The organism is Glaciimonas soli (genome assembly GCF_009497155.1).
GTDB classification, from domain to species: domain Bacteria; phylum Pseudomonadota; class Gammaproteobacteria; order Burkholderiales; family Burkholderiaceae_D; genus Glaciimonas; species Glaciimonas soli.
This window is the reverse complement of the sequence record NZ_WINI01000001.1, coordinates 419157-430448: the sequence shown is the minus strand read 5'-3', so window position 1 is coordinate 430448 and position 11292 is coordinate 419157. Positions and strand designations below refer to the sequence as shown.

Genomic DNA, 11292 nt, shown 5'->3' with positions numbered 1-11292 from the left:
TCCTTCCGCAATGGCGCATTATAAGTAAGAAAGGACACGGCTTTGTATACCGCTCAGGGAAAAATGGACAAGAACGCGATGCTGACCAAGCATGCGCCATTGGTACGTCGTCTGGCATTACAACTGATTGCCAAACTACCTTCCAGCGTTGAATTGGACGACATGATTCAAGTGGGCATGCTGGGTTTACTCGATGCCTCCAATCGTTATCAAGACAATATGGGAGCGCAGTTCGAAACCTATGCAAGCCAACGAATTCGCGGCGCGATGCTGGATGAATTGCGTGCCAACGATTGGCTCTCGCGCAGCATGCGGCAATCTTCGCGTAACGTGGAAGCGGCGATCCAGTCATTGGCGCAGCAATTGGGACGAGCACCAAGCGAACAAGAGATTGCTGATGAAATGTCTATGTCTTTGGATAAATATCAGCGCTTGTTAGGTGAAGTGCATGGTAGTCAATTGGTGTACTACGAAGATTTTGAAGGAAGCGGCGGTGGCGAGAATTCTTTCATTGATCAGCAGATCAATAGTCACAGTGAAGGCAATGATTTATTGCATGGACAACACAGCGACCCTCTGCAGCAATTATTGCAAAGCGGTTTCCGCGAAAATTTAAAAGCGGCGATCGACAGTTTGTCTGAGCGTGAGAAATTGTTGATGAGTTTGTACTACGAGCAAAAATTAAATTTGCGTGAAATCGGTGCGATTATGGAAGTTAGCCAATCACGTGTTTGTCAGTTGCACAGTCAAGTGATTGGCCGTTTGCGCGCCTATTTACATAAAGTCGATGAGTTGGAATACGCATAATGTTGCTGCGACGAAGGCTTGTGCCGTGCTTGTTGCTGATAGCTTGTTTGGGGAATGCCGAAGCTGCTGTATCCACATCGTCAAACAGAACAGAACTAAGTGCCATGCCGTTGGAACAGTTTCTGCGAAAAAGTTATAAAGCGCAATCGAATACGCATATTGCCAGTTTGAAAAACGCCGGAAATACAGGAATCAAGGGTGCTTGGTCCGGCAGTGAATTGGCACCATCCATGAGAAGTCGCGGTGTGACTGTCGCATCGGCGCAAATCAAACCGACTGGCCTGATGATGCAAGCTAGCGAAATCAGGAGAGTGAGAAAAGTAGAATGGCAATATGGTTTTCTGCCAGCCGCTCCACCTTATTTGCAGGCGTATCTTTGCAACGCGGCACGTTGCGCCGCGCTTGGCAGCGGCAGCGGTAGCACTGATCGCTTTAATGGCGATAATGCGAATTCAAATTTTGTATTTGCTTTTGTGATCAGCGGAAAAGGCGCGTTACTTCCGGCAATACGCGGCGAGAAATTGCGGTTGGTAGTGAGTTATGAATAGGTGATTTCATGTGCCGTTTTGCTGCTTTTGTATGGCGGTAACGCATTTAAATTATATGAATGGTGTGCCGCAATGACGTAACGAAAAAAAGCTGGGGTAATTAAATAATTACCCCAGCTTTTTATCAGAGCAGCGAGAACTTATCCTGCCGCCAAGCTTTTTCCGTGCCCCAAGCCAACCCGATGCTGACCATCGGCGCCATACAACGATTGGCCATGCGCGTGCACGAAATTGATCGCGTTACGGCTTAGCTCCAGATGGGCATGGATCAAAATGCCATTGTTGTGATTGTGTTGGCGTGATTCTGCAGTACGCGCCAATAAGGTTGACCATGCTTCTTGTAATGATGTGCCGCCAGCGGTGGCAGCGGCATTGGCACCTTTCGGCGAAACCGGATAGCCCATGATTTGCAGTTGCGTTTCACGTGCCTGATCTACGTCGACCAGTGTGGTGACCAATTGCTCTTTACGCTCTGTCATTTCCATCATGTCAGAGAATCGACCTTCCATTAAGGCGGCGGCTTCATCTTTCAGCAGCTGCGTGTAGGCCTCCATAGCGGCAATTTCTTCAACGATGCGGTGTTGCAAAAAAGCATAAGGGGAAATGATCATTTATTTATTTGGCTGCTGCCGTAGTATTTAAAAAATCGCGGACATCATCAATCAGGCCATCAGCGATTTTGTCAGTATTAACTTGATAACGACCTTCACTGATTGCCAGACGAATTTCGGCAACTTTCGCGGCATCGAAATCGGCCGCAGAAGGTTGTAGCAATTGCGTTTGCAATTGTTGAAAATGCGTTGCGGTTAAATCCAGATTGGCTGGTAATGTAGAAACGCTAACCTCATCCGCGAGTTTGCTTGCTTGTTTGCTGGAGTTGGTGCTGGCAAGGTTGCTCATTTTTGTGGTTTGTTGGTCGATTTTCACAATATTTCCTTGGCGACTATTTATTGGTGTCATATAGACTCATACTTGATTATCGGCATGGCATGGCTAAACTTTAGCGTAACCGCAAAATTTTAGGATGGCATTTCTACCGTGCCATCGGCAAGCACGATGCCTTGCAGCATTTTGCCATTGTCGGCCTTTACTTGCAGTCTGGCACCGACACTACCGTTACTCATGGCACGTCCTTCGGTGCTTGCGACAAAACCTTGTCCTTGCGCCGAGACTTTGACCGTTTGACCTTGTTTGATTACCTCAAGATTTTTGACTGATTCTTGCCGTATTGGCGCGCCTTGCGGCAAGCGATTACGTGTTACCAAGCCCGTGATTTGCCTCATGTCAGTGATGATATTACGCGGCAGGGCGGTTAAATCGCCTTCTTTTATACTGACATCCGCCGCTGATAAGGGTGCTCCTGCGGCGATTGTTCTGTTGGTAGTCAGGTAATTTGAAAAAACGGCAACGTGCGCTGCGACATATCGTGTCCATTCCGCCTGAGCAGCTGATTTCTGGCAGCGTATTCCAATGGATACACGTCCCCAGACGCTCGCGCCACTCGGCAAAAAAGCACTGATTTCGCTGGCGCAGGCTGGCAAATTCGCGGATGCTGCATTCACCGTGATATCAATTTTTCCGGGCAAGCCACTTGCCTGTTCCAATAAAAATTGCTTGATTAACGGATCAGCCCCAGAAGGAACGGAGCTTTGTGCGTGCGCGCCGAACATCGTTGTTACCCCGATAAACACAGTTACACCGAAGCGCTTTAGGCATTTCCGATGTGCCGTATTTTTATGTGGAGGGCGTTGATGCATGCTGCGTCGCTTTGAAAAATAAAATCAAGAAAATTCCAGCAATTTAATTCACCGACTTAAACCGCGGACATCATTTTAATCAGGTCAAATTTTAGCGAATTTTTGCTGCTGCTTAATTGTTGAAGTAAGCGGCAAATTGCGGTTTGTTTAAGCGATAGCACTTGTACTCGACTACCTATAATCGCTTTCATCAAAAAGTCTAGTGGCACGCGCAAAAATTCAGCCGCATTTGCCAGTCGAAAGTAGATAACAAGGGTGAGGACTCGATGGATAAATTAGATGGGGCATTACGTTTTCAGCAAGAAGCACTCAATTTAAGAGCAAGAAGGCAAGAGGTCATTGCCAGCAATATCGCGCATGCAGATACACCTAATTTTAAAGCGCGTGATTTCGATTTCAGCAGCACTTTGGCGCAAACCGTAGAACGTGGCCGACAGGCCATGGCGACGTCGATGACGATTACTTCGGCCGGTCATATTCAGGGCGATCAAGTGGGCCATGTGGAAGCCGATTTGTTGTACCGGGTTCCGAGTCAATCCAGTGTGGACGGCAATACGGTTGAGATGGACGTGGAGCGTGTCAATTTTGCGGATAACGCCTTGCACTATGAAGCTAGCATGACCGTGATTAGCGGCCAGATTAAGTCGATGCTATCTGCCATACAAGGTAATTGAATAAGATAAATCAGAGAGATTAACCCTATGTCTTCCAATGTGTCTATGAACATTTTCGATGTTGCCGGCTCTGCCATGCAAGCGCAATCGCAACGCATGAACGTCACCGCCAGCAATATGGCAAATGCCGACAGCGTGGCAGGCCCAGATGGTCAGCCCTATCGTGCCAAGCACGTAATTTTTGAGGTGGCTTCGAATAATCAACATGCCATCGGTGGCGTTAATGTTACCGGTGTGGTGGAAGACGATTCGCCTGCACGTATGGTGCACGATCCGAAAAATCCTCATGCCAATGCGGATGGTTATGTGGCGATGCCCAACGTGAACGTAGTCGACGAAATGGTCAACATGATGTCCGCTTCTCGTTCGTATCAAGCCAACGTTGAAGTGATGAATAGCGCCAAAACCATGATGTTGAAAACACTCAGCATCGGTCAATAACTGTTCGTTTTTTCGCTGACACCTATCAATATTTTTAACTATTAGCAGCCTTCTTTGTAAGGGAATTTCATGAACGTCAATGGATTTAAATCTGACTCGCTCAGTACAGGCGGTGTCAGCGGCAACGGTACTGGATCGGCAAGTGAAAAGCAATTTCTTAAATTGATGATCACGCAAATGCAAAATCAGGATCCTTTGAACCCGTTGGATAACGCCCAACTGACATCTCAACTGGCGCAGATGGCGACGGTCAGTGGGGTTGAGGAACTGAATGGACGCTTTGGCGACATGTTGGCGCAGGATGGATTTACCCAAGCTTTGCAAGCATCCAACTTAATCGGAAAAGAAGTTTTGGTGCCCGGTTCGGATGTGAAACTGGGTGAGTTGGGAGGCAAGGACGATGATGTCAATGCCAAAAGTAGTGAGGGTAAGCGCGAAGTGAAATTTGGCCTGAATTTAGATGGCGCGGCTGATGGCGTAGTCGTCAAAATCACCAACGATAAAGGCGAAGTGGTGCGTACTATCGATCGTGGCGCATTGCCCGCTGGTGTCGACAACATGGTGTGGAACGGTTTGGGTGACGATGGTCAGCCATTGCCGTCCGGTGATTACAAGATTGCTGTTACTGCGACCAATGCCGGTTCCAAAGTGGAGGCGGCGGCGTTGAAATACGCCAAAGTGGATGGCGTCAGTTTTGATAATAAAGGCGTTTGGCTGGATTTGGCTGGAAGCGAAAAAGCGCGCTTGGCTGATATCCGCTGGATCGTCTAAGACACGCATTTTTAATTTTGTTCATTAATTTTGTTCATTAAATTCGTTTCATAAATTAGGAGTTCAATATGGGTTTCGGACAAGGTGTCAGTGGTTTAAATGCATCAGCAGCAAGTTTAGATGTGATTGGTAATAACATCGCTAACTCAGGCACATGGGGTTTTAAATCGGGCAGTGCATCGTTTGCTGATGTATATGCAGGATCGCGTATTGGTTCAGGCACCAAGATGAACGGCGTTGCGCTCAATTTTAAAGGTGGCGATTTGCGGCAGGGTACCGGTGGGCTGGACATGGCGGTTAGCGGTGGCGATGGATTTTTCCGCGTGGTCAGTTCGGATGGCAATATTGCGTATACCCGTAACGGTCAATTCAGCGATGATAAAGACGGCTTTATCGTCAATGCCAGCGGCCAGAAATTAACTGGTTTTCCGGTCGGTCCGAATGGGCAGATTTCCGGCGGCGCGCCAGTGCCATTCCAGCTGTCGAAATTGCCGATGGCACCAAAAGAAACGACTGCCATGTCGCTGAAGTTCAATTTCGATTCTGGTGCTAAACAGCCTGCAGTGAATCCTTTTGACCCGGATAACGCTGAGTCGTACAACTTCCAAAATTCCAGCGATGTCTATGACACGCTGGGCAATAAGCACAACATCACCACTTTCGTGGTTAAAAATCCGGCAGGTGACTGGAGTATGTATGCCACGGCGGATGGTTGGCCATTGGATGCAAACGGCGCCAAGGTTGCTGAAGATCCCGCCAATCCGGGCAAGCCTGATATGACACTGGCTGCGCCTGTCGGTGCAAACATTACTTTTGATAATCGCGGCACCATGTTGACGCCGGCGAATGGCAAATTTGCATTCGCTGGTCTGGATTTTGGAAATGGCGCAGCGCAGATGAAGTTTGTGTTGGATGCCACTGGTACCACTCAACGTGCGAGTGATTTCAATACGACACCGACTATCCAGAATGGTTATGCCGTTGGTGTGATGAACGAATACACCATGGACAAAGATGGCACGATTATCGGGGTTTATTCTAATGGTGAAAGACAGCCTTTGGGGCAGGTTGTGTTGAGTTCCTTTGCCAATCCAAATGGCCTGCGTCCTAACGGCGACAACTGCTATTCCGAAACTACTGAATCTGGCCAGCCGGTAACAGGTGCGGCATCTTCGGGCGGTCGCGGTGATATTTTGGCGGGTTATCTGGAGGCCTCAAACGTTGAGATGACGGGCGAATTGGTCAACATGATCGTGGCGCAGCGTACTTATCAGGCCAATGCGCAAACCGTGAAAACACAAGATCAAGTGATGCAGACTTTGGTTAGCATGCGTTAATTTTCTAATGCATTGATGCATTGAAGTAAGAGCAGATGGCGTTGCCGACCGCAACGTCATTTTGTTTTGGATTTTGTGGTCGATTTTGTAGTCGATGTTGTAGTTAATACTGAGCCTAATCAAGTAGGAGTAAAGCATGGATCGCATGATCTATACCGCCTTAAGCGGTGCCAAGCAAACGCTGGAACAACAAGCTTCTATCGCCAACAATATGGCGAATGTGTCGACACCGGGTTTTCGCGCTCAGCTCAATGCATTTCGTGCCGTACCTGTAGTTGGCGATGAGGCGACAACCCGGGTATTTACGGCCGCCACTACGCCAGGCGCGGATATGAGTAACGGTCCCACTATCGAAACCGGCCGCGCTTTGGATATTGCTATCAATGGGGACGGTTGGTTGGCGGTGCAAAGCGCAGATGGCAGTGAAGCGTATACCCGCGTCGGCAATTTGCAGGTTGCTGCAGACGGCCAATTGATCACGATGGGTAAATTGCCTGTGCTGGGCGACGCTGGTGCGATTGCGGTGCCACCTGGTGCGCAAGTCATGATAGGAAAAGATGGTTTGATCACTGCGCTGGGCGCTGGTGATCCCGCTACCGATGCGGCAGAAGTTGGACGTTTAAAGTTGGTCAATCCAGCTGCGTCTGATCTGGTGCGCGGTGATGATGGTTTGTTCCGTATGCGCCCAGGCATGGATTCGGCGGAGGCCGACCCTGCTGTCAGTGTTACCAGTGGCGCGATTGAAGGCAGCAACGTCAATTCTATCGCCGTTATGGTGGACATGATTGCCAATGCCCGTCGTTTTGAAATGCAAATGAAAGTGATCAGCAGTGCAGATGGTAATGAGCAGAAGGCTAATCAGTTGTTGAGTATGAGTTAAGAATCAGACGTTCTGATTTCACCCCTTTCCCGCTTGTGAGGGGCGAGCCAAAGCCAGGAAAAAATGATTCAAACCAAGAAACAGGGAGTAAATCCCTGTTTGTTCAAGCCATCTGTTTTCCCTGCATTCCCACATAATTTACATATACAAGGTCATTCATTTGGCCATCATTTTGGAGTTTTATTATGTTACGTTCCCTCTCAACTGCGCAATCAGGTTTGAATGCACAACAAACTAACCTGGACACTATCAGTAATAACCTCGCCAACGTTGGCACGACAGGTTTCAAACGTAGTCGCGTGGTTTTTGAAGATTTGATGTATCAAAATTTACGTCAACCAGGTGGTCAGAGTTCTGATCAGACGCGTTTGCCATCGGGCTTGCAAGTCGGTACCGGGGTGCGCGTGGTCGCGGCGGAGCGTATGCATACACAAGGCGCGCCTACGCAAACCGATAATGCCACCGATGTCATGATTAAAGGCGATGGCTTTTTCCAGATACAAATGCCAGATGGCACCACGGCGTATACCCGTGACGGCGCATTTCAATTAGATGCGGATCGTCAGTTAGTAACTTCCAGCGGATTTTTGGTACAACCGAACATCACAATTCCGGCTAATGTAAAAAGCATCACCATTGGTATAGACGGCATTGTTTCGGTAAAAGCAGACAACGATGCGGCGGAAGTGCAAGTGGGACAGCTTCAGATCGCCACCTTCATGAACGCAACCGGTTTGGAAAGCAAAGGCGGTAATTTATATGCCGAAACGGCGGCATCCGGCACCCCGAACGAAACAGTACCAGGGCAAAACGGCGCCGGTCTGCTAAATCAAGGTTATGTCGAAGCGTCGAATGTCAACGTGGTGGAAGAATTGGTCAATATGATTCAGGCCCAGCGTTCATACGAAATCAATAGTAAAGCCGTGACAACATCGGATCAAATGTTGCAAAAGCTGACGCAATTGTAATGAGAGTAATTGTGCCGGAGTCTTTGAGCATGTCCTTGATAAATCGTATCGAAATTCGTTTCAGCATGGTAGCGCTGGTGTCTGCAGGCGCCTTGTTGAGCGGCTGCGCACAAGTACCACGCGAACCGTTGGTGCAATTGCCGATGACAGCGCGCGCACCTGACCGTGTTGTGGTTGCATCAACGAATGGCGCGATTTTTCAAGCTGGCTTAGGTTCACAGGCGTTGTTTGAAGATAGGCGCCCGCGTAGTGTGGGCGACATCTTGACGATAGTGATCAGTGAAAATGTCAACGCCAGCAAAAATTCCGGTACGAATGCCAGTCGGTCCGGCAGCGCGAGTACCGGGTTGAGTGCAGTGACTAAAGTGCTTAGCGGCTTGTTGGGCGACGGTAAATTAGATACCCAAGCGAGCGGTAAGAACGCATTAACCGCCAAAGGCGGTGCCAACGCGGCCAATACTTTCAATGGCACCATTACCGTCACAGTGACTGAGGTTTATGACAACGGTAATTTGTTGGTCAGCGGTGAAAAGCAAATGATGATTAATCAAGGTACGGAATTCATTCGTTTCTCGGGTGTAGTTAATCCACGTACAGTCAGAGGCGACAATTCCGTGTCTTCCAGTCAGGTGGCCGACGCGCGCATAGAATACAGCGCCAAAGGTTACATCGACGAAGCTCAGAACATGGGATGGCTGCAGCGTTTCTTCCTGAATGTTTTACCGTTCTGATTTTTTGTAATGGATACCTAGGCTATGGCTGTTAAATTTTTCGACTTGATCTGTAAATATGCTGCGGCCTCTGGCGTGACGCTATTGTCTGCGGCGTTATTATTTATTGCTATACCGGCACAGGCCGAGCGCATCAAAGAATTAGCCAATATCCAGGGCGTGCGCGACAATCCTTTAATTGGCTATGGCTTGATCGTCGGTTTGGATGGGACTGGCGATCAAACTATGCAAACGCCGTTTACCACCCAAAGTCTGAGCAACATGCTGTCGCAACTAGGTATGTCGGTCGAAGCTGCCAGCAAAATGCAATTGAAAAATGTCGCATCGGTGATGGTCACGGCGACCTTGCCACCTTTTGCACGGCCAGGTCAAACCATCGATATCACCGTATCGTCGATGGGAAATGCCAAGAGCTTGCGCGGCGGGACCTTGTTGATGACGCCGTTAAAAGGATCCGACGGCAATGTGTATGCGGTTGCGCAAGGCAACATGATCGTCGGTGGTGCAGGTGCGTCGGCCAACGGTAGCAAGGTGCAGGTGAATCAATTAAGTTCCGGTCGAATTCCTGCCGGGGCATTGGTTGAACGTGCCGTGGCTGCACCACTCGGTGCCGGTGAGCATCCCGGCACCTTTATGCTGGAATTGAATAATACCGATTTCGGCACCGCACAAAAAGCCGTGGATGCCATCAATCGTCATTTTGGCAGTGGAACTGCACAAGCGTTAGACGCTCGCGTGATTCAGGTGAATGGACCGATCCGGCCCGATGCGCAAGTAGGATTTTTGGCGAAAATAGAAAATATCGAAGTAACACCAGATCAAGCGGCAGCCAAAGTGATTATCAATGCACGTACCGGCTCGGTGGTCATGAATCAGGCGGTAAAGGTGCGTGATTTTGCGGTGGCTCATGGTAATTTATCGATAACGATCAACACGCAAAATAATGTTAGTCAACCGAATTCCTTCGGTGGTGGCAGAACGGTTGCCACGAGTGAGTCACAAATCGAACTCGATCGCGGCAGTGGTGCCTTGCAGGTTGTGAAGGCCAGCGCATCTTTGGCTGAAATTATTAAAGGCCTTAATCGTCTGGGCGCAAATCCGCAAGACCTGGTATCGATTTTGCAAGCGATGAAAGCAGCAGGCGCATTGAATGCTGAACTCGAGGTAATTTGATCATGGGTATCAATGGGTCTTCCATTCAATCAACAGCGCGTAGCGGCGCCGATCTGGATCAACGTTTTGCGCTCGATGTGCAAGGCGTCAACGCGTTACGACGTACCGTCAAGAACTCGCCGGAAGCTGGAGTCAAGCAAGTATCGCGTCAGTTTGAAGCGATGTTCATGCAGATGGTGTTGAAGAGTATGCGTGAAGCAATGCCGACCGAGGGCGGTATGTTTGATACACAGACTACCAAACAGTTTACGTCGATGCTGGATCAGCAGCTGGCGCAAAATTTGTCCGGCCGCGGGCTTGGTTTGACCGAGATGATGCAAGCGCAATTGACACAAGATACACGCAAGCGTGAGCAGGCTCAGGCGGATATTCAGGATGTATTGAAAGACAGGGAGCCTGCACGCGGTCTGCCATTAGATGGCAGTCAGATGCAGAACCGTAAGCTCAATCTTAAGCCGCAGCAATCGGTTAAACAATTATCAGAAGCAGCGTTAAAAAGCGAAGCGACTGTATCCAATTTGTCGTTTTACGACATCGCTAGCGGCCAGGGAAATCGTGCGAACGGTACGCCGGCACATGTGCAACAGTTCGTTGACCGTATGGCTGATGCGGCTGAGAAAGCCAGCGCCGTTACTGGCGTGTCAGCGCAATTGATTTTGGCGCAGGCAGCTCTCGAATCAGGCTGGGGCAAGCGTGAAATTAAAAATGCGGATGGTTCTAGCAGTCACAACGTCTTTGGCATCAAAGCGCATAAGGGGTGGCAGGGTAATGTGGTAACAGCTGATACCAGTGAATATGTAAACGATGTGAAAATCAGCGTGAACGACAAGTTTCGGTCCTATGGCTCATACGAAGAAGCATTCACTGATTACGCCAATTTCCTAAAAACCAATCCACGTTACGCTAAAGTGTTAGCGTCAAATAATCCCGCCGAAGCGGCACATGGCTTGCAACGAGCCGGCTATGCAACTGACCCACAATATGGGAATAAGTTGGTATCGATTATGCGGAAAATTGCTTAGATATTTGACGTCATGCAGTAGGGCGGATACAAAACATGTGCGCTCTACATGCGATTGCAGTTTGAAAATAAGTTGGTGTCACTGACACGACAGCTGACAAAAAAATGTCAACAAAAAATTCTCAGCAATAAATAAAATTCTCGAATCCTCTTAATTTCCCAGAGCAATTTCCGTTATACCCAA

14 protein-coding genes are annotated in these 11292 nt (G+C 48.8%); 11 read left to right on the top strand and 3 right to left on the bottom strand.

The annotated features are described in order from the left end of the window. Positions 1 to 42 precede the first annotated feature (42 nt). Positions 43 to 807 (top strand): RNA polymerase sigma factor FliA, encoded by a 765-nt coding sequence (locus tag GEV47_RS02075; RefSeq protein ID WP_153233045.1) that lies wholly within the window; start codon positions 43 to 45, stop codon positions 805 to 807. Between the two features lie 104 nt (positions 808 to 911). Continuing rightward, the gene (locus tag GEV47_RS02070; protein WP_194270552.1) at positions 912 to 1355 is read left to right on the top strand and encodes a flagellar protein FlhE; all 444 of its coding nucleotides are present in this window, start codon (positions 912 to 914) and stop codon (positions 1353 to 1355) included. 140 nt (positions 1356 to 1495) lie between these two features. Here the strand turns inward: GEV47_RS02070 and GEV47_RS02065 are convergent, their stop codons facing one another. From GEV47_RS02065 to flgA, 3 genes are read right to left on the bottom strand one after another with little or no spacing between them, the layout of a single operon-like run. Beyond that, positions 1496 to 1966: a flagella synthesis protein FlgN gene (locus tag GEV47_RS02065; RefSeq protein ID WP_153233043.1), complete on the bottom strand. Its 471-nt coding sequence runs from the start codon at positions 1964 to 1966 to the stop codon at positions 1496 to 1498. A gap of 4 nt (positions 1967 to 1970) precedes the next feature. Further along, positions 1971 to 2315 carry a flagellar biosynthesis anti-sigma factor FlgM gene (flgM, locus tag GEV47_RS02060; protein ID WP_153233042.1) on the bottom strand — a complete coding sequence of 115 codons (345 nt, stop codon included), beginning with the start codon at positions 2313 to 2315 and terminating at the stop codon, positions 1971 to 1973. Positions 2316 to 2374: 59 nt separating this feature from the next. Further along, positions 2375 to 3112, bottom strand: coding sequence for a flagellar basal body P-ring formation chaperone FlgA (gene flgA, locus GEV47_RS02055; protein WP_153233041.1), 738 nt, complete (start codon positions 3110 to 3112; stop codon positions 2375 to 2377). 266 nt (positions 3113 to 3378) lie between these two features. Between flgA and flgB the strand changes: the two genes are divergently transcribed. From flgB to flgJ, 9 genes are all read left to right on the top strand, one after another. After that, positions 3379 to 3786, top strand: coding sequence for a flagellar basal body rod protein FlgB (flgB, locus tag GEV47_RS02050; RefSeq protein ID WP_153233040.1), 408 nt, complete (start codon positions 3379 to 3381; stop codon positions 3784 to 3786). A 45-nt stretch (positions 3787 to 3831) separates the two neighbouring features. Then, the gene (gene flgC, locus GEV47_RS02045) at positions 3832 to 4227 is read left to right on the top strand and encodes a flagellar basal body rod protein FlgC (protein ID WP_153233039.1); all 396 of its coding nucleotides are present in this window, start codon (positions 3832 to 3834) and stop codon (positions 4225 to 4227) included. 69 nt (positions 4228 to 4296) lie between these two features. Next, positions 4297 to 4998, top strand: a complete 702-nt coding sequence (locus GEV47_RS02040) for a flagellar hook assembly protein FlgD (RefSeq protein ID WP_153233038.1) — start codon at positions 4297 to 4299, stop codon at positions 4996 to 4998. Between the two features lie 68 nt (positions 4999 to 5066). Further along, a complete protein-coding gene (flgE, locus tag GEV47_RS02035) occupies positions 5067 to 6335 on the top strand; it encodes a flagellar hook protein FlgE (RefSeq protein WP_153233037.1) in 1269 nt (422 codons plus the stop codon). Positions 6336 to 6471: 136 nt separating this feature from the next. After that, on the top strand, positions 6472 to 7215 hold the full coding sequence (locus GEV47_RS02030; RefSeq protein ID WP_153233036.1) for a flagellar basal body rod protein FlgF: 744 nt from the start codon (positions 6472 to 6474) through the stop codon (positions 7213 to 7215). Positions 7216 to 7400: 185 nt separating this feature from the next. Beyond that, on the top strand, positions 7401 to 8183 hold the full coding sequence (gene flgG / locus GEV47_RS02025; RefSeq protein ID WP_153233035.1) for a flagellar basal-body rod protein FlgG: 783 nt from the start codon (positions 7401 to 7403) through the stop codon (positions 8181 to 8183). A gap of 29 nt (positions 8184 to 8212) precedes the next feature. After that, positions 8213 to 8914, top strand: a complete 702-nt coding sequence (locus tag GEV47_RS02020) for a flagellar basal body L-ring protein FlgH (RefSeq protein ID WP_153233034.1) — start codon at positions 8213 to 8215, stop codon at positions 8912 to 8914. A 24-nt stretch (positions 8915 to 8938) separates the two neighbouring features. Continuing rightward, complete coding sequence (locus GEV47_RS02015; protein ID WP_153233033.1) at positions 8939 to 10087, top strand: flagellar basal body P-ring protein FlgI; 1149 nt, start codon at positions 8939 to 8941, stop codon at positions 10085 to 10087. Between the two features lie 2 nt (positions 10088 to 10089). Beyond that, complete coding sequence (gene flgJ / locus GEV47_RS02010; RefSeq protein ID WP_153233032.1) at positions 10090 to 11109, top strand: flagellar assembly peptidoglycan hydrolase FlgJ; 1020 nt, start codon at positions 10090 to 10092, stop codon at positions 11107 to 11109. Positions 11110 to 11292: the final 183 nt, after the last annotated feature.

What these genes read in the sequence shown, in the direction of transcription:
- GEV47_RS02030 (WP_153233036.1), top strand. Translation starts at nt 6,472, where the DNA reads ATGGATCGCATGATCTATACCGCCTTAAGCGGTGCCAAGCAAACGCTG.
- flgB (WP_153233040.1), top strand. Translation starts at nt 3,379, where the DNA reads ATGGATAAATTAGATGGGGCATTACGTTTTCAGCAAGAAGCACTCAAT.
- flgM (WP_153233042.1), bottom strand. Translation starts at nt 2,315, where the DNA reads ATGACACCAATAAATAGTCGCCAAGGAAATATTGTGAAAATCGACCAA.
- GEV47_RS02040 (WP_153233038.1), top strand. Translation starts at nt 4,297, where the DNA reads ATGAACGTCAATGGATTTAAATCTGACTCGCTCAGTACAGGCGGTGTC.
- GEV47_RS02065 (WP_153233043.1), bottom strand. Translation starts at nt 1,966, where the DNA reads ATGATCATTTCCCCTTATGCTTTTTTGCAACACCGCATCGTTGAAGAA.
- GEV47_RS02070 (WP_194270552.1), top strand. Translation starts at nt 912, where the DNA reads ATGCCGTTGGAACAGTTTCTGCGAAAAAGTTATAAAGCGCAATCGAAT.
- GEV47_RS02015 (WP_153233033.1), top strand. Translation starts at nt 8,939, where the DNA reads ATGGCTGTTAAATTTTTCGACTTGATCTGTAAATATGCTGCGGCCTCT.
- GEV47_RS02020 (WP_153233034.1), top strand. Translation starts at nt 8,213, where the DNA reads ATGTCCTTGATAAATCGTATCGAAATTCGTTTCAGCATGGTAGCGCTG.
- flgG (WP_153233035.1), top strand. Translation starts at nt 7,401, where the DNA reads ATGTTACGTTCCCTCTCAACTGCGCAATCAGGTTTGAATGCACAACAA.
- flgE (WP_153233037.1), top strand. Translation starts at nt 5,067, where the DNA reads ATGGGTTTCGGACAAGGTGTCAGTGGTTTAAATGCATCAGCAGCAAGT.
- flgA (WP_153233041.1), bottom strand. Translation starts at nt 3,112, where the DNA reads ATGCATCAACGCCCTCCACATAAAAATACGGCACATCGGAAATGCCTA.
- flgJ (WP_153233032.1), top strand. Translation starts at nt 10,090, where the DNA reads ATGGGTATCAATGGGTCTTCCATTCAATCAACAGCGCGTAGCGGCGCC.
- flgC (WP_153233039.1), top strand. Translation starts at nt 3,832, where the DNA reads ATGAACATTTTCGATGTTGCCGGCTCTGCCATGCAAGCGCAATCGCAA.